General features: G+C 40.6%; 36 protein-coding genes (1 of these 36 cut by a window edge). 5 read left to right on the top strand and 31 right to left on the bottom strand.

Annotated features, from left to right (window positions below; all coding sequences use genetic code 11):
- Nucleotides 1-123 precede the first annotated feature (123 nt).
- Nucleotides 124-321, top strand: coding sequence for a hypothetical protein (locus GNE05_RS01140; RefSeq protein ID WP_053285406.1), 198 nt, complete (start codon nt 124-126; stop codon nt 319-321).
- 23 nt (nt 322-344) lie between these two features.
- Here GNE05_RS01140 and GNE05_RS01135 read toward each other — a convergent pair whose 3' ends face one another.
- The 31 genes from GNE05_RS01135 to GNE05_RS00995 all read right to left on the bottom strand — a co-directional run bounded on the left by GNE05_RS01135 (nt 345) and on the right by GNE05_RS00995 (nt 17,529).
- Complete coding sequence (locus GNE05_RS01135) at nt 345-1,682, bottom strand: ParB N-terminal domain-containing protein (protein ID WP_053285407.1); 1,338 nt, start codon at nt 1,680-1,682, stop codon at nt 345-347.
- A gap of 128 nt (nt 1,683-1,810) precedes the next feature.
- A complete protein-coding gene (locus tag GNE05_RS01130; protein WP_053285438.1) occupies nt 1,811-2,293 on the bottom strand; it encodes a hypothetical protein in 483 nt (160 codons plus the stop codon).
- 718 nt (nt 2,294-3,011) lie between these two features.
- A complete protein-coding gene (locus GNE05_RS20920; RefSeq protein WP_053285408.1) occupies nt 3,012-3,182 on the bottom strand; it encodes a hypothetical protein in 171 nt (56 codons plus the stop codon).
- Between the two features lie 531 nt (nt 3,183-3,713).
- The gene (locus GNE05_RS01125; RefSeq protein WP_053285409.1) at nt 3,714-4,286 is read right to left on the bottom strand and encodes a hypothetical protein; all 573 of its coding nucleotides are present in this window, start codon (nt 4,284-4,286) and stop codon (nt 3,714-3,716) included.
- A gap of 262 nt (nt 4,287-4,548) precedes the next feature.
- Nucleotides 4,549-4,710 (bottom strand): hypothetical protein, encoded by a 162-nt coding sequence (locus GNE05_RS01120; protein ID WP_014304372.1) that lies wholly within the window; start codon nt 4,708-4,710, stop codon nt 4,549-4,551.
- A 176-nt stretch (nt 4,711-4,886) separates the two neighbouring features.
- Nucleotides 4,887-5,273 (bottom strand): ArpU family phage packaging/lysis transcriptional regulator, encoded by a 387-nt coding sequence (locus GNE05_RS01115; protein ID WP_053285410.1) that lies wholly within the window; start codon nt 5,271-5,273, stop codon nt 4,887-4,889.
- A gap of 102 nt (nt 5,274-5,375) precedes the next feature.
- Nucleotides 5,376-5,810: a hypothetical protein gene (locus GNE05_RS01110; RefSeq protein WP_053285411.1), complete on the bottom strand. Its 435-nt coding sequence runs from the start codon at nt 5,808-5,810 to the stop codon at nt 5,376-5,378.
- Nucleotides 5,807-6,070 carry a hypothetical protein gene (locus tag GNE05_RS01105; protein ID WP_053285412.1) on the bottom strand — a complete coding sequence of 88 codons (264 nt, stop codon included), beginning with the start codon at nt 6,068-6,070 and terminating at the stop codon, nt 5,807-5,809. Before GNE05_RS01105 ends, GNE05_RS01110 begins: the two co-directional genes overlap by 4 nt.
- A 21-nt stretch (nt 6,071-6,091) precedes the next feature.
- Nucleotides 6,092-6,376 carry a hypothetical protein gene (locus GNE05_RS01100; protein ID WP_053285413.1) on the bottom strand — a complete coding sequence of 95 codons (285 nt, stop codon included), beginning with the start codon at nt 6,374-6,376 and terminating at the stop codon, nt 6,092-6,094.
- Nucleotides 6,377-6,422: 46 nt separating this feature from the next.
- Nucleotides 6,423-6,644: a hypothetical protein gene (locus GNE05_RS01095; RefSeq protein ID WP_053285414.1), complete on the bottom strand. Its 222-nt coding sequence runs from the start codon at nt 6,642-6,644 to the stop codon at nt 6,423-6,425.
- Nucleotides 6,645-6,683: 39 nt separating this feature from the next.
- Nucleotides 6,684-6,887: an XtrA/YqaO family protein gene (locus GNE05_RS01090; RefSeq protein WP_053285415.1), complete on the bottom strand. Its 204-nt coding sequence runs from the start codon at nt 6,885-6,887 to the stop codon at nt 6,684-6,686.
- Nucleotides 6,888-6,958: 71 nt separating this feature from the next.
- Nucleotides 6,959-7,234, bottom strand: coding sequence for a hypothetical protein (locus tag GNE05_RS01085; protein ID WP_053285416.1), 276 nt, complete (start codon nt 7,232-7,234; stop codon nt 6,959-6,961).
- A complete protein-coding gene (locus tag GNE05_RS01080; protein ID WP_053285417.1) occupies nt 7,227-7,478 on the bottom strand; it encodes a DUF3850 domain-containing protein in 252 nt (83 codons plus the stop codon). The genes GNE05_RS01085 and GNE05_RS01080 overlap by 8 nt, the downstream gene beginning before the upstream one ends.
- Nucleotides 7,475-7,654: a hypothetical protein gene (locus GNE05_RS01075; protein WP_053285418.1), complete on the bottom strand. Its 180-nt coding sequence runs from the start codon at nt 7,652-7,654 to the stop codon at nt 7,475-7,477. The genes GNE05_RS01080 and GNE05_RS01075 overlap by 4 nt, the downstream gene beginning before the upstream one ends.
- A gap of 134 nt (nt 7,655-7,788) precedes the next feature.
- Nucleotides 7,789-8,481, bottom strand: coding sequence for a hypothetical protein (locus tag GNE05_RS01070; RefSeq protein ID WP_053285419.1), 693 nt, complete (start codon nt 8,479-8,481; stop codon nt 7,789-7,791).
- Nucleotides 8,451-8,909, bottom strand: coding sequence for a RusA family crossover junction endodeoxyribonuclease (locus GNE05_RS01065; protein WP_053285420.1), 459 nt, complete (start codon nt 8,907-8,909; stop codon nt 8,451-8,453). Before GNE05_RS01065 ends, GNE05_RS01070 begins: the two co-directional genes overlap by 31 nt.
- Nucleotides 8,910-9,005: 96 nt before the next feature.
- The gene (locus GNE05_RS01060; RefSeq protein WP_053285421.1) at nt 9,006-9,188 is read right to left on the bottom strand and encodes a hypothetical protein; all 183 of its coding nucleotides are present in this window, start codon (nt 9,186-9,188) and stop codon (nt 9,006-9,008) included.
- Between the two features lie 14 nt (nt 9,189-9,202).
- Nucleotides 9,203-10,501: a replicative DNA helicase gene (gene dnaB / locus GNE05_RS01055; RefSeq protein ID WP_053285422.1), complete on the bottom strand. Its 1,299-nt coding sequence runs from the start codon at nt 10,499-10,501 to the stop codon at nt 9,203-9,205.
- Nucleotides 10,476-10,757 (bottom strand): replicative helicase loader/inhibitor, encoded by a 282-nt coding sequence (locus GNE05_RS01050; RefSeq protein WP_053285423.1) that lies wholly within the window; start codon nt 10,755-10,757, stop codon nt 10,476-10,478. The genes dnaB and GNE05_RS01050 overlap by 26 nt, the downstream gene beginning before the upstream one ends.
- A gap of 5 nt (nt 10,758-10,762) precedes the next feature.
- Entirely contained in the window at nt 10,763-11,518 is a 756-nt protein-coding gene (locus tag GNE05_RS01045; protein ID WP_053285424.1) for a hypothetical protein, read from the bottom strand.
- 200 nt (nt 11,519-11,718) lie between these two features.
- Nucleotides 11,719-12,420, bottom strand: coding sequence for an MBL fold metallo-hydrolase (locus GNE05_RS01040; protein WP_053285425.1), 702 nt, complete (start codon nt 12,418-12,420; stop codon nt 11,719-11,721).
- Nucleotides 12,417-13,346 (bottom strand): recombinase RecT, encoded by a 930-nt coding sequence (locus GNE05_RS01035; RefSeq protein WP_053285426.1) that lies wholly within the window; start codon nt 13,344-13,346, stop codon nt 12,417-12,419. The genes GNE05_RS01040 and GNE05_RS01035 overlap by 4 nt, the downstream gene beginning before the upstream one ends.
- Nucleotides 13,339-13,590, bottom strand: coding sequence for a hypothetical protein (locus GNE05_RS01030; RefSeq protein ID WP_053285427.1), 252 nt, complete (start codon nt 13,588-13,590; stop codon nt 13,339-13,341). The genes GNE05_RS01035 and GNE05_RS01030 overlap by 8 nt, the downstream gene beginning before the upstream one ends.
- Nucleotides 13,587-15,575 (bottom strand): AAA family ATPase, encoded by a 1,989-nt coding sequence (locus tag GNE05_RS01025; protein WP_053285428.1) that lies wholly within the window; start codon nt 15,573-15,575, stop codon nt 13,587-13,589. The genes GNE05_RS01030 and GNE05_RS01025 overlap by 4 nt, the downstream gene beginning before the upstream one ends.
- Nucleotides 15,572-15,757, bottom strand: a complete 186-nt coding sequence (locus GNE05_RS01020; RefSeq protein ID WP_053285429.1) for a hypothetical protein — start codon at nt 15,755-15,757, stop codon at nt 15,572-15,574. Before GNE05_RS01020 ends, GNE05_RS01025 begins: the two co-directional genes overlap by 4 nt.
- A 112-nt stretch (nt 15,758-15,869) precedes the next feature.
- On the bottom strand, nt 15,870-16,064 hold the full coding sequence (locus tag GNE05_RS01015; RefSeq protein WP_053285430.1) for a hypothetical protein: 195 nt from the start codon (nt 16,062-16,064) through the stop codon (nt 15,870-15,872).
- Nucleotides 16,065-16,223: 159 nt separating this feature from the next.
- Nucleotides 16,224-16,400, bottom strand: coding sequence for a hypothetical protein (locus GNE05_RS20915; RefSeq protein ID WP_162838276.1), 177 nt, complete (start codon nt 16,398-16,400; stop codon nt 16,224-16,226).
- A 1-nt stretch (nt 16,401) separates the two neighbouring features.
- Nucleotides 16,402-16,680, bottom strand: a complete 279-nt coding sequence (locus GNE05_RS01010; RefSeq protein ID WP_053285431.1) for a hypothetical protein — start codon at nt 16,678-16,680, stop codon at nt 16,402-16,404.
- A 1-nt stretch (nt 16,681) separates the two neighbouring features.
- Complete coding sequence (locus GNE05_RS01005; protein ID WP_038455948.1) at nt 16,682-16,948, bottom strand: helix-turn-helix domain-containing protein; 267 nt, start codon at nt 16,946-16,948, stop codon at nt 16,682-16,684.
- A gap of 85 nt (nt 16,949-17,033) precedes the next feature.
- Nucleotides 17,034-17,228 carry a helix-turn-helix domain-containing protein gene (locus GNE05_RS01000; RefSeq protein WP_053285432.1) on the bottom strand — a complete coding sequence of 65 codons (195 nt, stop codon included), beginning with the start codon at nt 17,226-17,228 and terminating at the stop codon, nt 17,034-17,036.
- Between the two features lie 67 nt (nt 17,229-17,295).
- A complete protein-coding gene (locus tag GNE05_RS00995; protein ID WP_053285433.1) occupies nt 17,296-17,529 on the bottom strand; it encodes a helix-turn-helix domain-containing protein in 234 nt (77 codons plus the stop codon).
- Between the two features lie 150 nt (nt 17,530-17,679).
- Here GNE05_RS00995 and GNE05_RS00990 point away from each other — a divergent pair, with 150 nt between their 5' ends.
- From GNE05_RS00990 to GNE05_RS00975, 4 genes are all read left to right on the top strand, one after another.
- Nucleotides 17,680-18,015: a helix-turn-helix domain-containing protein gene (locus GNE05_RS00990; protein ID WP_224994200.1), complete on the top strand. Its 336-nt coding sequence runs from the start codon at nt 17,680-17,682 to the stop codon at nt 18,013-18,015.
- A gap of 231 nt (nt 18,016-18,246) precedes the next feature.
- Nucleotides 18,247-18,855, top strand: a complete 609-nt coding sequence (locus tag GNE05_RS00985) for a hypothetical protein (protein ID WP_053285434.1) — start codon at nt 18,247-18,249, stop codon at nt 18,853-18,855.
- Nucleotides 18,856-18,933: 78 nt separating this feature from the next.
- The gene (locus tag GNE05_RS00980; protein ID WP_053285435.1) at nt 18,934-19,464 is read left to right on the top strand and encodes an ImmA/IrrE family metallo-endopeptidase; all 531 of its coding nucleotides are present in this window, start codon (nt 18,934-18,936) and stop codon (nt 19,462-19,464) included.
- A protein-coding gene (locus GNE05_RS00975; RefSeq protein ID WP_053285436.1) for a tyrosine-type recombinase/integrase crosses the window boundary here: on the top strand, nt 19,451-19,844 show its beginning. Its footprint extends 785 nt past the window's final position; 394 of the gene's 1,179 nt are visible here — the first part of the coding sequence; the start codon lies at nt 19,451-19,453; the stop codon falls past the right edge of the window. The genes GNE05_RS00980 and GNE05_RS00975 overlap by 14 nt, the downstream gene beginning before the upstream one ends.

The raw sequence follows: 19,844 nt of genomic DNA, 5'->3' as shown, positions 1-19,844 counted from the left end.
GGAGCTATCTCTGTTGTGATTGGAGGGTGTTAGCAGCACCCTCTTTTTTTGATTTTTTCCCAAAAACCTCTCGAGTTCTGTGTAGGACTCATATATGCTGTCAGAGCAAAGGAGAGGATAGATATGAATAAAGATATTTTAGATCTTAAAACTACGGCAGAAGCGGCTCGTGCAGCCTACAAAATGGGGCACTTAAGCCGAGAGGAAGCGATAATTAAAATAGAACCTTACTTGATTAGAGTAAATGAAAAAGCAGTGGCTATCGCAAAGAAATATAACCAACGCCCTCGTAAAGTTTCATTAACTTCTTTTTTAAGATGACGCCTGATGGGGCGTCTTTTTATTTATGCTTCCTCAATAAATTCTTCCAAGTGGGAAACATCAATTTCTTTAAAATTATCCTTTATGTTCTTTGGATCTCCTTTATAAAAAACCAACACATTTTGATGAACCTTTACTACTTTTCTATTAACAAAGGTATTCGCTGCTCTTACACCAGCTGTTCCAAATGCATTAATAAGAACTATCTCGTTATAAAAGTGAAGGCCCGATTCCAGGAATGCCTTTTTGGTATCGTCAACAAAATTTCTGTATATGCCTTTTTTATCTCTTATATCACCGACCACAAAAACTGCAAACCTATCATTTTTCAGCCTGGAGGCACCCCTCTTTATTATTTCCGAATAAGCGGCAACAAAATCATCATACTCCATAGTGCTAATATCATTTGGATTATCGGAATAAACTTCAAGATCACCATAAGGCGGGCAGCTAAACATCAAATCTATTTCATTTTCAGTAATGTGACTGTTAACATTTAAACTGTCATCACAAATCCAGTTAGGCATTTTTAGCCCTTCAATAGTAGCTGCGTTCATTTTATTTGCTTTAACCTGCTCCTCCCTTATATCGATTCCGTAATATTCATAATTTAAGAAAGAAGCCACAATCCCTCTTACACTTCCACCCGCGAACGGATCATAAATTTTTCCGCCATCAATATTGAACCATTTATAAATTATTTCACATAAGACAGGATCAAAAATTGACGTTCCTTTCATTTTTTTTGCGTACTTCGAAAAATCCGGGTATAAAAGATTCTCTTCTCTTCCTTCATCTGAACTAATTCCTATAGCGTGCCATGCCCGTTTTCTTTCCTGCCAATACCCCTGGCGAGCATCGAAAATTGAAAACGGAGGGATGATAAACCTATCAACTAAACTCTCATTAGTATTTGTTTCCCCAGACTCGTTAAAATCAAAATCAACATCTTCAGATACATCTAAATCGAGTATGCCTTCTAATTCCTCTGTACTAAATCCAGTGGGATCAATGTCTATATTAAGATCGTTTAATTCTCTTAGTATTTGTTCGAGCTTATCCTCGTCCCAGTCGCCGCCGGTTTTGTTGAGTGCAAGATTGAGTATTTTCTCATCGGTTTCACTCAGGTTTACAACTGATACTTCTAACTCTGCCGGCTGGCGCTCCATAAGTATTTTAAATCGTTGATGGCCACCAACTAAATTCCCTGTTCTCTCGTTCCACACAAGAGGTTCTACAGTACCAAATTTATTTATTGAAGACTTTAATTTTTCATAATCGGGATTACCTGGCTGAAGATCAATCCGAGGATTGTATGTAGCGGGGTTAATCTTTTCTACTGGTATAGTTCTAATATTCATGATGTATCGCCTCCTGGTACAAATAAAAAAGCACCCCGAAGGATGCTTAAGTTATATTCCGTTTGCTTTCTACAAAACATCAAAAAGGTGTGTCACTTCACTTTTCAACCGCATACCTTTTTGATGTTTTACGGTCTATAAAATTTTACGTATTTGCCATCTCTGTCAAACCAGCCTCTGAACGCCCAGTTATCCCAGCCGCCATCTCCTTGGTTTGTGAATTCCCCATCTTCAAACACCCAGATCCCGTATACCACTCCATTTAGAACGGCAGATCCATAGAATTTGACGCCTCTGAAGTGATCGTCGTAATTCTGGGCCAAATTAAATACCATGACATTATATTTCTGCCCCGCAGAGTAAAAAGTAGATTCCATCATATTTTTGACAAAACCCGGTCGATTTGCGTTTTGCACAACAGCATCTCGGATTGAATTTGCTATGCCGAGGACGTCAAGATTTACATTGAAATTAACACCAGGGATACCAGTTCCGGCTTTAGGCTGATTAAGGTTCATTGTTTGTTTAACGGCTGGTGCTGAGGAAACAGTGGGTTCAGCCTCTTTTTCTTTAGCGTGGGCAAAAGCAGGCAGACTGGAAGTAGCGAGCATCAGAGCGGTGACGGATGTGATTATCTTTTTATTCAATTCAATTCCTCCTTTAGATTTTAAAGATATCCATAGGCTAACAACAGACAACTTAATACTCGTTTCCTGCTTTATGCCCCCCTCCTTTCTATGAAACCAGTATATAAAGTTTCTCGTTTAGAAAAATGATGAAAATTTAGTATTTTCCGATAAGTAATAAATCATATAAATGGGCAGAAAAGAAATTAGACCACGGGACAAATCGATCGGTCATGTCAATCAATTGAGTCTTATTTAATAAAAATTTTAGTAAATTTTTAACCTTTTCAAGAAAATTTGTAAGAAAATATCACAATTGTTTTCAACGTGGTCAAAAAGATTCATTTTCAACGCTTTAAAGGAGAACGGTATAACAAAGCGTGGGTCATAGCGGTTTTGAATGCCTGCTGCCTCCACATTCAAGCCGTTAACCGCCAATTGTCTATTCTGAGACTTACTAGAAGCAGTTTACAGAGAACATAAAAAACGCCCTCCCACTTAAGAAAGCGCCTAAATCATCTGAATAAAACCATATTTTGCAGGGAATAATTATTTTGCAAGCAAATATTATGCTGCTGTTAGAACCGCCCGAATTCACTGAGAAAGCCTCCCTCTTTGTTGATCCTCGCTTAACAATGGGAGGCTTAACTCACTATAAAATATGGTTTATTAACGGTAATTGACATGGACGAAAAACATATTACTATTGTTTACGGCGAATACGGCCGCCTGTCCGTTTATAGGTGTCTTTTCTGACTCCCATGATTTCTTCCCAATCCCTTCTCGTCAAAGGATCAGCTTCCTTTGTTGAGGGGCTTTTCTCTTTTTCAAGTTGCTGTTTCGTTTCTGCAGATAAAATGTCTCTCATCTTCATCTTTCATTTCTCCTTGCCGAATAAGCACCGCCTTACGCTATTCGCTTTTATTTATTTGTGGCCCGCCGATTTTCCCCAGGAGGTAAGCAAAGAAAATGGAGAGCCGGTTTAAAAGACTTTCCTTGCAATCGGGATCTCACCGTTTGCGTTCCCCGTGACTATCGCGCGCAATACTGCATAGACTCCAGCCGCTCCTCCTGTGAAGCTAACGGCCTTCATTGTCATTCGATACATCCGAGTGCACACTTGATACGGGAAAGGTGCGTCTCCCAATCTGCCATAAAAAAAGCGGCCACTAATCAGATGCACAAATAGACTCATGCAAAAGATCAGCGTCCGCAGGTTTCTCCTTTTGGGACAGATATTCACGTTCGTTTTCTTCTTGTCTCTATCGTATGACAAACCGCAGCTAAAAAAAGTACCCATTTTATCCCCCGTTTTGTCGGCTTTTTGTCGGCATTTTCTCGGCTTTTTATCGGTGTTTTTTTGGACATACAAAAAGAGCAAACCACTCAGGCTTGCTCTTTTACATCAATCCCACCATTTTGTAGAGACACTTGTTGCAGGGTTTGTTAGTTTCTCCAGGTGTAATTCTGCTTTTTTATTATCTCCATCAACAAAACTACGTACATTGAATACTACTTCGTATGTTCCTTTTTGGTTAGCTAAATTAAAGCGAGAGACTGTATCATTGATAACTGGATCTTCTTCTACAAGCTTATACTGCCATGCGAATCCAGGGCCAATATATGGCTGAGAAATCTGAATTCCAAGGTCTCCTCCACCAGAATAGAATGTTTTTGAACGAGTTTTAAATGTTGAAGAACCTAAGTAATCCCACTCTCCGGCTCCTAGAAGAGAAAATAAGCTTATGTCATCTGATATTTTTCTGATCTTAGGCTGCACGCTAGATTCATCGTTAACCCCATCTTCTGGACCATCTTTTGCTACAACTGGATCAATCACATCAGATCGTCCATCTTCCGAACCAATTTCATCTCCAATAGGATCAATTTTATACTCTTCCGCTTTAACCGTGTTAACACCGATCCCAGACATAAAAAACCCTGCAACAATAGCACTTACAAAGAATATTTTTTTCACTTTCCCTTATCCCCCACACAAGTTATTTTATTTTTTCAATCGATTTAACAGGTACTTCTGACGGATTAAAATACAGGTCAATCCTTTGAACAGTCACAAACACGACAGAAAAAATCACTGAACAAACCAACGTTAGTAAGAGTATTTTCCACACTTTTAAGTCTTTCATCATCTCTCCCTCTTTTCTTATTGGTAATATTCTACCTATTCCAATAATAAACTTAATAGGTAATAAGTACAAGTGGGGATAAGGGATTTTTTGTTAAAAACTTTTGAACATGAAATTCAAAAAAATAAACAGCACGATTATCGTCACAACAATAAAGGCTTCTCTTGTGAAGTTTTTATCATCTTCTTTTTGCTGTTTCTTTCTCTTAATCTCTTCTCTATATTTTCTTTGAACCTCTTTCTTTTTATCATCCATTATCTAAACTCCTCTGAGTCCTTTTTCTTTTTATCACTTGCACCCCTCCTTTCAGTTATTGCAATTTTATCGTGCAACCAATAAGTGCACCAGTGAAAAAAGCCTTGACTATAAAGCCTTCTCGCTTGGCTGAGACTCTAAAGATGAATTTAATTTAACGGACAAAAAGACAGCCCTCAGATTATTCCGAGCGCTGTCGCGATATTGTAGATGGCCTGTCTTTTCACCTGATAAAACTTATCTCTTTTGAGGCCGAGCTCAGTCATAATTTCTAAATCCTTTATTTTTCTTGGAGACAAATATTTCTTTTCAAGAATACTGCGCTCATCTTGGTCAAGGCAGTTCTCTAGCGCCCTATCCATCTGCTTGACCTTCAGCTCATTATAATCAGTGTTTTTTCGTAACTGCGGAAACAGCCCGATGATTCCCTTTTCCTTTTGCTCTTGTCTATTTTCCGCTTGGGTTTTTAATGATCTATACGTTTTGAGCTCTTTAATGACGATGTTACGTACTTCTTTTTCATTTACTTCTGGAATGAATGACAATTGTTTGACTGCTTGCACTCTGTTCCCTCCTTAAAGTAATAGAGCGGGCGTCAAACACCCAGCCTTATGCCGAATGTCTGATGTCCGCAATTGCTCATTTTATTTGGTAACGAAATTGAATCACTTGACGTAAAATTTCGCTGATTCAAATGTTCCGATATAGTTCCGTTTGCCGGAATCAGAATAGCAGTCCAGCTGAATGACATAGGTTCCTTTCCCGGTCTTATTCCGGATCGATTTCACATTGAATGATTTCAGAGGCGTTGCCGTTTTGAAGCTGCCCCGCTGAACCAAATTTGTATCAGTCAGCCCGCCGCCGCTACGCTTCTTGTACACGCCAGCCGTGTAATAAAGTGCCCTTGAGCCTTTCTTCTCGGCTTTCCAGTCCACCGTTGAGGCGCCGGCCGTGTAAGTCGTGGCATCCGTAAACACCCGGCCGCTGTACCCGGATTCATTTTGCCAACCGGACCATGCGGCGGAAGCAGACGGCGCAACGGCCGCGGCTCCCGTAAGTAATACTGCTGATAGCATGATTGATTTGAATCGTTTTTTCATGATTGTGCATCCTCCTTCATCATCTCTTCAATCTTTTTTAAATCTCGGTAAGAGATACTCGAACCGCCTTCCCAGATGATTTTTCGTTCTTGCAAGTCGAATATCTCCAAAGTGTCGTATAAAAATCTTTCAGGTGTGTTTCGTGTTTGTTCTGTCAGTTCGTCGATTGAATCAAAGTCAAATATGCTATCAGACAGGGCGCCGCTCGGGTAAAACAAATCATAGCCGAATACGATAAACCGCTTATATCTTCCGTCCATGTCTTCTCACTCCCAATTCATTCATTTTGCTTCCCCCTCCAATTCATTTTGGGCAACCGTTATAGTGAATTGCATATTCTTAATAGTTTGCTGTAAAGCCTTCTTGTATCTGCTCCTTTCCCCGCTTAGATGCTGAATGTCCTTTTGAGCCTGCCGAAATTGATTGACCGCAATGTCCTGCTGGCGCTGGTGTTCCTCAATGATAGCCCGCTGTTTGTCAGCCAGTTCAGCTTGTTCAAGAAGCCATCCTATTTCCTTTTGTGGGATGTAAGTAAGCTGTTTTAACCGTTCAACTCTCTCACTCATTTCCGTTTCCTCCCCGCAGGGAATGTCCCTGCTATTTGATTTGGAATCAAAACAAACTCATTTGATGCCATTCATTCGGTTCAGGCACTTCACTCTGACTGGCATCAGTTATCCGGAATAGTTTCTTTTGATAGGCTCCGCAATGGGCGTTTACATTGTTAAATTTTGATACGTAGAAATGACTTTCTCCTAAAGGAAAGAGGAAATACTCTTTTCCTTTTTCAAGCGGTGTAATGTCTGCGCTGAGACATTCTCCCTTCATGGCCATAAACATTCCTCCAAAAAAAGAGGGGAGTTCCCCTCCGCGTTACGGCAAGAAGCCATAATCGTAATTCAGCTTTGTGTGCTTGCTATTGGCTGTCTGTACAATGGTCTTTCCATATTCCGGTGTATCTACAAGATAGGCTGACCCGCTTGAGCCATCCAAGATGATCAGCTTCGTTTTTTGATCTTCCATTAAGTCCTTAACGGAAAGTTGATGTAAATTTTCAATTTTTTCAGGTCTGTTCATATTGCAGCACTCCCCGTGTTATAATTAATTGTCGAGATTAACTAAAACCGGGGCCTTGTGCTGCGGTTTTTTTATGTTATACGGGCACCGCGTTTGTATTTCAGTTCAGACAATTCCCGAAACCATTCTTCATCCCCCATAAATAAGGAAAAATCAATCATTGTATCAAGGTCTTCGGCATGCAGCGTGTCATCCATCTTCTTCACTACCCGGCTTGAAGCATTTATTATTTCTCCATCTACAAGGCGGATAACAACTGAGTTCCTTCTGATTTCCTCTACATATCCCGTTACGACGATCCCGTTCCCCTTTGCTCTTACCCAATCACCTTCAAATATCTCAATCATCGCCTTCTCCTACTTTCTTTTTAATGCCGAGAACGACATTGCCTGACTTCTGTTCAAAATCTGTAACGTATGTCACTTCTACTTCAATTGAGCGGCCAGTGTATCCGTCCTGCCATTCATTTAGAGAGAGGGTATCCCCTTCCTTAAATCCTCTATCATCGTGCCTTATTTCAAAAGTTTTTCGGCCATCCTTCAGCGCTTTAAAATATTCCGGTAAGATTTTCAGATGATGTCTTACGCTCATATATCATCACCGTCCTCATTATCTGCTTCTTCCCAAGCCGTCTTGAAAGCAGTTTCTAAAAACCATAGTTGTTTTTCTAATTGCTCATCTGTCATCGCGGAAAGATCAGGACCATGGCCAGGAACCATGCGGAAATCACTCAATTTTTCTAAGAGCTTTTTTCTCTTCTCTGTCATCTTCTTACCCTCCATCCATTCCGGATCCGGCTCACCAGCTCGTATTTCTTTAAAGGTTCATAGAGGTGGACAGCTTGTCCATCCTCTATGCGAAACAGCAGATACCAACGCGGCTGCTTTTTCCTTCTCCCCATTTATGCCGCTCCGTGTTCGTCCTCGTCCTTATTCTCATCCTCTTTTTCATCCTCGGTTGACGGCTCGGGTTTATCAGCTTCATCAAGAGGAACACGCGGCGCCTGCTTTTCCATCGGCTCTGCCTCCGCTTCCTGATCCTGCTTCCAGTCCCACCAAGCTTGAGCATACGGAGCAACTTCTTTTCTGTACTCGTTGATAAGGTCTATAAGGCCCTCTGCAGACATTACATAATCATTCGCAATCTTCCGGTATGATTCACCCTCTATGCGCCGCTTAGCCATTTCAGTAATGTATACAGGGAATCCATCAAGGATCGGGGCCATATCTTCAGTAATGAAGGAGTCAACAACCTTTCTCTCGATTTCCTCTGTTACTTCTTCGATTTTTGGCTTCTCTTTAGGAAGCCCGAGGTTTGCCTCAAGTTGTTCTGGTTCCGGATCTGCTACCTTTACAATTCCATCAGAGCCAACTGTGTAATTAATAATCGGGCGATCGGTGAGCGCGTTGACTTGTACATTAAACTGTACAACCTCGCTCTCCAGTTGCGCCTGAACGTCCTTATCAATCATCTCGGCTAAATTTTGAATGCCGCTTCCTACCTCTTTAGTTGGGACCTCCAGAACGACCTCGGTAATTCCTTTGGGTTTGTGGTTCACCTTTTTTACGATTCCTTTGAAGTCAACGAAAGACATAATTGTTCCTCCTCTTGTGATAGTGGTTTTACTAGAATTTCGATTCTTGGGTTTTGGCTGTAATACTTACTGACATGGAGGTCTACAATTTGACTGTCATCATGCCAGAGGACTTTATTTAAGCCGTCTTTAATGCCCTTTATATAATTGTCCACATCAGGCTTTTTGCTGGGTCTTAGTAATCCTTGTTCAGCTTCAGCCGCTTTTTTCTTACTGAAACTCTTCAAGGTAGATTTATAGACCTTGACTCTTAACTCAAGCGGGCCCGTCAGCAAGGAACTTGGCCGATGATCTGAGGCGGCAAGTTTAACGTATTGCTTAAAATCCCTTGATTTCTTTGGATCATATAACCTGGTCATGCCGTTTCTTGTGGCTGCCCTGGGGCGCCCCTGTGCAACTGGCTCCCCATAAATAGTAAATTGGATCATGCTGTTACCTCCCGTCATCCTGAATCCACTGCTGTATGATCATTTCCTGCTGTTCGCCTTCCTTTACCACGTAAATGAGTGCCAGGACGGTGTACATCAGCAGGATTCCTCCTCTTCGGATAGCTTGCGGCCAAACTGGCATTTTACTTGAATTGTGAGGTTCTCCAGATCGAATAGCGTCAAATGGCTCAAGTCCGCTCCTTTTTCAATGGAATAGCCATACCGAATCAATTCATTGATTAGAAATTCTCTCCGCTTCTCCACTTCATTATTTGGCATAAAACCGCTCCTTTTTAACCCACAAGGGCTTCCATTTGTCTATCAAGGTTTAAGAATCGTCCGTACTCTTTAATAAAGGCAGCCATGACAGTGCCGACGGATCCGTTTCTTTGTTTTGCAAAAATGATTTCCACTACGTTTTTCAGATCGCTTTGTTTATCGTAATAGTCATCCCTGTAGAGAAAACTAACGATATCGGCATCCTGCTCAATGCTGCCTGAATCTCGAAGGTCAGACATCATCGGCCGCTTATCTTGCCGCTGCTCAACGCCGCGAGAAAGTTGAGAAAGAAGAATGATTGGCACATTGAAGGTCCGGGCTATGTTCTTCAATTCGCCCGTTATGCTTGCGACCTCTAAGTTTTTCGTTTCAAATTTGCCGATAGGTCGGATTAATTGAAGATAATCAATCACAACCAAATGTTTTTTGTCCGGGTGGTCCTTTTTGGTCTTCCGAATGGCAGAACGAATATCAGCCACTGACTGTGACGGTTTATCATGAATATAGATGTCTAATTTTTCATATTCACCAATGGCCCGATTTGCATTTTCATAGTCTTTTTCACTGAAATACTTGTGCGGGTTTCTCCATTTTGTACCCTCGATTGAACCTAAATTGCTGAGCATCCGGTTAACGAGTTGACGGTCGGACATCTCCAAAGAAAAAACATCGACAACCCCACCTTTTAGCGCTGCATTCTGCGCCAAACTTAGAGCGAAAGCAGTCTTTCCCATAGAAGGCCGGGCAGCTACGATAATTAAATCACTGTCCTGCCAGCCGCCAGTCATAGCATCTAAATCGGCCAAACCGGATTCCACACCTGTTATTTCTCCTTTTTCTTGATACATGTCTTCGTAAATCTCGGTTAAAACATCCATCTTAGTTCGTTTATTTGTAACACCGATCTCCTGCAGCTCCACGGTCTTCTGATAAACCTGCAAAATTCCCTCATCGCTTGGATTATTTGCAAAATCAAGAGCGGCCTTTTGCATATCACGCAGTTTAAAAGCTTCGTAGATTAATGTCTGATAGGTCTCGAAGTTAATAACAGATGGAACAGCACTGGCTAAATCGACAAGATAGCCGGTGCCGCCGATCGCTTCGACAGTTTCTCCTAACTCTGTAACCACCGTCACGATTTCAACAGGCTGGCCAGAGGAATCTACATCTCGCATAGCCTTAAAAATCCGTTTATGCCGCTCATCTGCGAAGTGTTTCGGCTCCAAGGTGGTTTCCTTAATCAATTCATTTTCAACAAGGATACAGCCCAACAGGCTCTCTTCTGCTTCAAGGTTTTTTAGCATGTTTTGCATTCCGTTCCCACTCTTTCTGTTGCTCTAAAAACTCATTTTTCTCTGGTTGTTTGACTTTAATTTCTGAGATAGTCGGAGGAAATGGTTTATTAGAAATATGCTCATTGACTTTGTCATAAACAGGTTTGAACGGCATTTCAGTCAGATGCTCCATCCATAATCCAATCCGCTCCATACCCACATCCCCTGTTAAATCAAAGCGGGTATACGCGGCGGAGAGCCGCCTTAGAATTTTCATTGCTTCTTCTTTTTTCAATATGATCACCCCATCGAAATGCCGTTTTCTTTGGCATATGCTTCAAGTGCGGCAAAACTCTCCTCTTGTTTTGATCCGCGCGGCCGGAACTCCGAAACGTTTGTTTTTGGAGGTGGATTCTGTTTAGCGTGCCACCTGTCTAAAATACCTTGCTCACAGTAAGTAAAGGATTTGATACCATCCGCTCGATGCTTAGGAACGTAACGATCAAATATTTCATCTATCCAAGTCAGGACGTCCCCAATTGGAATTTGTTGATCAAGGATTCTGTTTATGGCAGCCACATCATATGGGGTTGTAAACATGCCGCCCTTTCGGGACAGGTACTTTTCCTCGATTTTTTGGAAAGGAGACAGTTTCTCATCAATTGGTTGGGATATTTGCCGCCTTTCTGAAAAGCTCTCTTCATTTACGATTCTTTCAGAGCCTTGAAATTTCGAATAGTTCACAATGGTCCAGAGCATTCCGTATTCCGTTTCCTCTGCAGCAATCATGCCTTTTGCTTGAAGCCTTTCAGCTGCAGCCTTAATTGCCGCTCTCGTAAATCTGGTTAACCCTCGTCCCTTTTTTACTGCTAAATCATCACATAGTTTTGAATACGAGCGGATATATTGTCCTTTCTTCAATTCATAATCATTTATTTTCATACCGTCCTGATAAGCTGCTTTAGCCATTAAGAAGGTAAATAGCCTAAAGCCCACATTATCTGTAAAGATCTCATGATCGACGACTGACTTGTATAATTTCACCCAGCCTGACAAGAGCCTTCCTCCTCTCCAAAGAGTTTATTTTCTTCGACAAAGAGCGTAAGTGCCTTTAATAGCCACATATTCAAGGCTCGGCTCATACTTGCTCATGAATGTCTTAATATAATTCTCAAGCACAGCTTTTCTCATATGCGGAGCAGAAGTCTGTGCCAAAAACACATAGCAATAAGGATACGTAGTTTTAATCAGTTCACTCACGGGATATAGACAACCTTTCCTGTCAATTTCATGATGTCTTCTTTAAAGATCTTTTCGTCGCTGTTTGATTCTGAAAGATGAAGCAGCCATATCTCCTGTACTTTGCTTAAATCATTGGCCATTAAAAATTTCTTGACGTTTTCTAAACTAAAATGAGATTGTAAAAGGCGCTTTTTCATGGCGGGAGCGGTAATGCCGCTCTCAATATTTTCATTCAATATCTCCTCTGAGTAATTGCATTCCACCATGATATGAGTGAGACCAGGGAACCTATAGCGTATGTAATAGGTATCAGTGGCGAAAAGCAGTTTATCCCCGGCGTCATTCGCCAATAGGAAGCCATACGGCTCCGCTACATCGTGCTGCACGTCAAAGGGCATAATAGACCAGGAACCAACCTTAAACGGCTGTTTTACGGGCACAGGCTTAATTCTGTTATGAGTGAGGCCAATTGCTCCGGCCGTCCCAGGAGACATATAACAATCAATGCCGGCGTTCAGAACATCCTTAATAGCTTTGCAGTGGTCCCCATGTTCATGAGAGACAAGGCAGCCAGCGAATTGAGACATTCTAAACTGAAAGCCTTTTTGCATCTGTTTAAAGCTGATGCCGCATTCCAAAAGAAGCGGGGTCTTACCATCGGTAACCCGATAGCAATTCCCCTTACTGCTTGATGACAGGGCTGTAATTTCAATCAAAAGTCTGGTCCGTTCTCAAAAGCAGAGGGTTTGTTCTCTGGAGCTTCAGTCTTTGCTTCTACCGCCGGTTCTTCCCTAAGCTCGTCCCCGGATTGAGTCTCTGAAACTTCTTCATATTGCATGTCCAAAACCTCAGAATTTGCGTTCTCCTCAATCTCGGCCTTTGTGGCTTCCTCAATTGCTGTATCATCTGATTTTTGAATAGTATTCATCAGAAGGCTTTCATCGTCTGAGCTATTTAAAAACCGTTTGCAGGCCCGATTTATTACGGTCTTCTTTGCCATCTCCTGCTTATAGTCATCATGTGTCGATCCTTTCTTCTCTGCGGTTTGATCTTTTCCCCAAAATTGCGCTTTACTCCATGCTTTTCTGATTTCATCAATTGTCATGAGTTCTATATAGTCAGTATCATTTTCAAATTCAAGTACACAATAAGCACCCATGATCTTATCTTTATTGATATTTCCAAATTTGGTTTTATGTTTGAAATTTGTAATTTTCGCTTTTTCGATCTCATACTCAACGTCATCACCTTCATAGATGACTTGAGCATTTATCTCTTTAACCTTAGCCACTCTTTTTGTTACAGCCATTGTTCCCATATACGAACGTTGAAAAGTCAGTGTATTCCCATAAGCGATAAAGTATCCTTGCTTCTTCATCGGGTTAAGACCCTGCACAACCATGTCTAGCAGTGCATTAGCAACGCTCTCCTTTGTACAAACATCGAGTACAGGTCGGTTCCCATCTTGTTTACCGGTTTTCGTGTTCTGTAGCATGAGATATGCCGATTTCAAGGCGTTATCCGGTGAATATGAAGGGGGGAAATGAATCTCCCCATTTTCCTGAAACGTCTGAACTTTTGCAGCTACTTGATCGACCACAGTGCTCTTCTTCGTTGTATTTGCTACTTGTTGATTACTCATTTGAATCCTCCTCATCCTCGTACACAAATTTCACCTGTTTTCCCTTATGCTCAATTAGAAAATTTTTAAGCAGTTCAGCAAAGTCGGAGGGTCCGACTAAATCTCTTTCTAAAATCGCATCTTCTGGACATTCAGAAAGCGGACCCACATGCATAATCTCTTCCGAATTTATACGCAAGGTTTCACGGCGTTGATCTTCCCAACCTTTCCCCGTAACTACTGTTACTGTGACAATTTCACTCATGCACTTACCTCACAATCCACTGGAATGAGCGTACTATCTTCTAATTCAATCCGCAGCTGCTTGTCTTTTTCAGAGACAATCAGACTGAGAATCTGTGAATTTGTATCGATCAATTTAGTCACCGCTTCAGAGTTATCTACGAAGATTGGAGCAGAAATGCCGTAATGCTCATTAAGGGTATTAATGATGTCCAGTCCAACATTTATTCGGGCGGCGTTGTTCAAGCCGGAAGAGTACGGAATGCCTTCATATAGCGTTTCGCACGTCTCTTCAAGACCTCCATTGATCTGACTCTTAAAGAGCTTAAAGCGGGCAAATTTGAATTTGTTGTTTATTTTTTCTTCCAGGAGATCTACCTTTGTACGAACAAATTCCTCAGTCAAATAGAGTTGATGCTGAAGCCCTTCATACTCCTCGGCTAAGCCCTTCTGTTCCTCTTCAAGCTGCATGATCCGCTTGTTCACTTTTTTAGAATGCGAAATTTTCGCCAAATCTTTTTGAAGCAGCAGCATCTCCTGTTTTTTGCCGTTAATATCATCTTTGATCAATTGAATTGCTTCGTTCTTTGATGACTCCAATTGCTCAATCTGTTTACGGATGCTATCAATTTCTGATTGTTTGTTTTTGTAAGCATCATCCGTGGTGATATCTGACATGTTGCTCTCGGCCGCCTTGATTTCAGTATCAAGTTGTGACCATTCCTCACTTTTGCTCTCATAATCCTTCTGCAGTTTTTGAGCGGATGACTCTATTTCTGCAATTATGTCTTCTGATCTCTTCAGCTCTTCGCTACGCGATTTACCCCGCTCATTAATTTTTTCTAATTCACTGCTTTTGTGAGAATTGAAATTCTCTTTCGCTTGTTCAACCTGTTCCGGCGGTAATGCCTGGCCGCATGTAGGGCATTCAGTTTGATGCTGATCAAACGTTTCCTCATTCTTATCGAGCCAATTCTGGCGCAGCGACTGGATTTCCGCAGTTAATCTTTCCTGGTTGTCTTTTTCAAGCGACAGCTGACGGGTATTCGATTTAATCTCCAGAGAAATTTCCTCCAGCTTATTTTTTACTGAGAACAGTTTTTCTTTCAGTGCCCTGATATTGCTGTATTCTTTCTCCTGATGAGCATTTTTCATTTCCTGAAGCTCGTTCTCTATATGCAGGATGGCATTTCTTTTTTCCGATACCGCCTCTCCATTTCGAGCGGATTGCAGCTGATCATCCAACAAATCGATATCATTTTGGAGACAATTGATTTCGTCGTTTAATTCCTGTTCATTTAGGTCAGATATATCCTCGACCGACCGGAGCGCTTCATCAATCCTGACAGGAATCGCCTTCAACTCTTTATTTATCTTCGCTTGTTTGGCCGAGATTACTTTTCTGTGATCCTCAATTGATCGTTTGTTTAAGATGCTCTCTAAAGCCTTTACGGATGGATTCGCTTTAAAAACTTCTTCTTGCGTAATGTCACCGCAAATTTCAAGGAGAATCTTTCGTCTGTCCTGCCATTTCATTTGTTCATTGAAAAATGATGGAGAAGTGACAAGGCGGAAAATATCTTCCGAAATGATCCCATTTACACGATCATTGAACTCTTTTTTCTTTGCCGGCACACCATCAATAAAATAATCTGTGGTATGGCCAGAAAATACAGCCTGACTGCTGCCGCGCTTTCTCGTCCATTTCTCGGAATAAACTTTTTTAAGAGTGAGATGACTACCGTCAACAACGAAAACTCCTGTTACCTCATGATTCAATCCGGATACCGGTTCATTTTCTTTTGTCAGTGTCTTAATTTGAAAATCCTTTTTGTTTTGACTGTCTTTGTCAAACAGCAGCCAGATGAAGGCATCAAATAGGGTTGTTTTACCAGTGGCATTATCTCCGTACACCTTGGCATTCTCACCTTGAGTATCAAGGGTGAATTGCTTAACACCCTTGAAATTCAGCAGTTCCAACTTCAATAGCTTCATTTCCTTTTTCATTTGTTGCCGCCTCCTTCAGCTCTTTGTTTAAGAGCGCGATATTCCTCACGAGCGGCGGCAGTAGGAAAACGAAAAGCCGCATTCCCTTGAATATCAAAAGAGATAGATCCCCCGGCAGATGCCAGATTGACCTGATCGCGATAATTCTCGCTAAATGGCTCAGTGTAAAAAACTTCGTTCATTTGTCAAAGACCTCCAATATTTGATTTTTGGAAGGTGATAAAGTAAACTTGGTAGTACCAAAGATTGCAACACCTTCCGAAGCTCACTCTGCACAGTGAGCTTTTTTAATGCTTAAAATTTGTGTTTTGCCAGTGATGCTGAAATGTCATCAGATATTTTGTTCAATGTATTCTGCAGAACGTTAATATCTTTACTCTCTGCCAATAAGGATGCCATTGTCTTCACAATCGACATATCTGCACGGAGCTCGCCGATAATTTTTGTTGCCGCGACTAAGTCCTCCACAGCGTCAAACGTATTACCCAATTTACTCACACTCCTTTCTGATGCTTGCACGCATCGTCAGACCAGAGAAAGAGACAAAGTCAAGGGGGTTGTGGGATAGCGCCTCTCCCCCTGGCCTGACGACAAGAACAAACTTGCCGTGCTCTCAAAAGAGCGGTATAATAGATACGAACATTTGTTTTATGCAGTGAGCGTGCCGGCTTGCTGCTTTTTTATTTGTTCCATTCTGATTTGACATTCTTTTCTCGCTTCAGCGTCTGCTAAGTATAATTTCGCAGGATTTTCACGTGACTCCTCAATCTTTTCTCTAACTTGGCGCCCCTTCATGACTTTGCTGACAGACAAGACAAATTTCATTTCAAACCATTCCTCTCAATTTTTTTAATGATTCCGGATACTGGACAGATACTATTTTTGATGATGCCTTCAACTTTTCCACTCGTTCGGCAGTCTGATATCGTTTGATCTGGATCAACGAACGCAACACATCTTTATGAGCCTCAAACGCTTTAGCTGTGTCTCCCGTTTTTAACGCTTCCATGATTCTTGTGTGCAATGTTTCAATACAGATCATTTCCAGTGTTATTCCACTATGATGAATGCCCGTATAGACTGGCTTTTCCATTTCGTTTTTCATTTCAACCTCCAAATAGAGTCATGATGTTTTGGATGCTTTGAGCGACTGCACTCGGATCAATGCCGCATAACGTTGCAATCATAGCCTCCTTTGCATTTGTCGCTTCCATCCATCGTACGTATGTAGGAACATCTAAAGATTTTTTGTCGTTTTCAAATTTTGATATACAGCTGCGGGATCGGTGTAGTAATTCAGCTAGATGTTCTTGAGAAAGACCCGCCCGCTCCCGTGTGCTTCGAAGTAGTGCCCCTAATTTCAACTTGTTCACCCCCCCTCAATGTTCCAAAATGGAACATGTTCTGAAACAGAACAGATTTGTGTCGGAGCATGTTGTACTCTTAGGTGGAAGAAATCTACATTTCAATAGTAAGCACGCTGTTTTCTTCCTGTTCTTTTATCCATGCATTGAGTGAATCAACCCTAAAGAAAATCTTCCTCCCCACCCTAAAATGAGGGATTTGGTTGTTTCTTACCATGCTATAAATGGTTTCTTTATGAACCCCCAAAAAAGCAGCTGTTTCTTGAGGGCTTAATGCTGTTCGTTGCAAAATTTCACACCTCACCATTAATCATTATTTTTAGGGATTAACGGTTTATTTCTCATTACGAAATCCCTTAAGCACTACTTGTTTCTAAATCAGAAACGTTTTCTGCAAAAAAATCTGTTATTTTGCATTGTAAATGGTGTGCTAAGATCGGCAATTGTTCAGCTTTAAAAGCGTATAGGCCTTGCTCATATTTCAAATAACTTGAGCCAGTTTTGAAACCTAATTTTGTCGCCATATATTGCAGAGAGATTTTTAATTCTTTACGTCTATTCTTGATGAAAATTAAATTAAGCTGCTGCATTTCTTCACTCCTTTCGTTTCTGTTTCAGAAACACTGTAATCACATAATACATTTCTAAAACAGAAATGTCAACGATTTTTGTTTACAATTTAGAAACTTTTTTTGTTTCCATATCGGAAACGTGATATCATTTGTCTTACTTGGAAAGTGGTGAAAACATTGAATATAGGTGATCGGATCGTTTTATTAAGAGAAAGAAAAGGCTGGTCCCAAAGGGAGTTGGCTCGCCGTGTAAACCTAAATTATGCTGTTATGAACCGTATAGAAAAAGGTACTCGCCCTATTACTGATTCAGAAATTATTAGTTTATCTAAAGTATTGGATGTCTCTACAGACTACCTTCTAAAAGGTGACTCCCATGACTCAAAAATAGATGAACTCTTAAATGACCCTGAAACTTTAATTGCTGGCCGTGACGGAAAAATCACCAAGGAACAAGCGAAAGAGCTTTTAGAGTATCTTCTCAAAAAAGGGTTCGATGAATAGCAGACAATCATTCTCCACTTCTTAATTCTTAACTTCTTAATTCTTCTTTTGGTAAAACATTTGTTTAGCATTTGTTTAACAAAAAGAAAATTAACTGTTAAATTAAAAATTTTCAGCCCCATGAAAACATATAATTACCAAGGCTTTGCGGTAAGCGTGTACTGTAAAATAAACTGTTCACGAATAAGTAAATTGATTGAGATATAAAGAAAATCAAAAGGGGGACAAAAATTGTTTAAGAGGTTGGGGACTTTGCTATTGATTGCTTCGCTCGTGTTACTCACAGCCTGCAAAAATAGTGAAGAGTCTTCTTCTTCATCTTCCGGGAACAAAAGCAGTGTTCCTGATAATAGCTCGTCGGAGAGTCAGGATATTTCCGAAAACGGGCCCAATGAAGTTGGAGATGTATATGAAATTGATGGTGGAACAGCAAAAGTAACGGCCATAAGCAATAAAGAAACCACAGCTAAATCCGGCCCTATGCAACTTACTGTGAAAAGAGTAATTGCAGCGGTGGCTAATGAGAAAACGCCTTTTATTGAACTTGAACTGGAAGCGAAGAATACATCTGATGGAGTAGTGAATTTCACTCCAGATAGTATAAAACTTGCTACAAGCACCGGAGTACAAGTTGAGGAACCTTCTCTTGATGAAAGCGACGACCTTCTAGGAGAGTATATTGGGAAAGTGAAAGACAGTGGATCTGTTTTTTATATCTTTCAAAATGAAGATGATATAGAAAATTTAGATTCAATTCGTCTAAGGGTTGCATCCCCAAGCGATGAGAATGCTACAGCACTAGGGGATAAAATAGATATAAAGATTAACTTAGATCATTAAAATGAGCCTGCTTTTTCAGGCTTTTCTTTTAAACAAAAAACCGAACATAGGTTTGTAGTTACTGCAGGAGGATTTATTTTGTTTCAACTATCATTACTTGAAGAAAGAATTAGATCTATTTATTCCGGTATAGGAATTACTGAGCCAGGAACTGGAGACTTAGAAAAAATCGCAGAACGATTAAAGATATTAATTTACTACAAAAATGAAAAGAGTGTAGCTGTGAAATTACTGGGGATGGCTTGTATTATCCTTGATTCACGTATGTCTAAAAAGAAGCAATGGGAAGATTTTTGCCATGAACTCTGCCATCACATTAATCATGTCGGTGTTCAATACAAGATCCCATCCCTATTTAGGGAGCTGCAGGAGAATCAGGCAAATGCTTTTATGTATCACTTCGCTGTTCCCACTTTTATGTTGAGGAATCTCGTTTTACCGGCTTCCAAACGAGAGGCAATAGCCTACATATCCAACTTATTTCAAGTTACGTATCCATTCGCAGAGATACGCCTAGATATGTATCTCCGCAAGCTATTTAGTTTTAAATATCATGCTTTCCTAACTCAAAAATATACGGAGGAGGAGATCTTATATGCCAACTATTGAAAAAAGAAATGATAAATCTTTCCGTTTAGTCGTTGATATTGGCACTAAGAGCAAACGTAAACGGAAAGTAAAAACTATAAAAATAGATGATCCAGCCTTATTGAAAACTAAAAAGAAGCTTCGCCAATATCTTGAGAGCGAATGGTATAAATTCAAAACAGAAATTGAAGCCGGCGCATATATAACACCTGGAAAAAGAACTTTTAGGATGTTTATAAAAGACTGGGAGAAAAAATATGCCCTTCAACATTTAGATGATCAGACGATTGAAACTTATGAATATATTATGGGAAAAGAAATTTTGCCATACTTTGGTGATATGTACTTAGATGAGATTAAACCAATTCATATTCTAAATTTCTTAGATGAATACCAAGAAG

The sequence above is a fragment of the Bacillus sp. AM1(2019) genome, assembly GCF_009906915.1.
Taxonomy (GTDB): Bacteria; Bacillota; Bacilli; order Bacillales; family Bacillaceae; genus Bacillus; species Bacillus velezensis.
The sequence above is the reverse complement of the archived record's forward strand: the minus strand, read 5'-3'. Positions and strand labels throughout refer to the sequence as shown.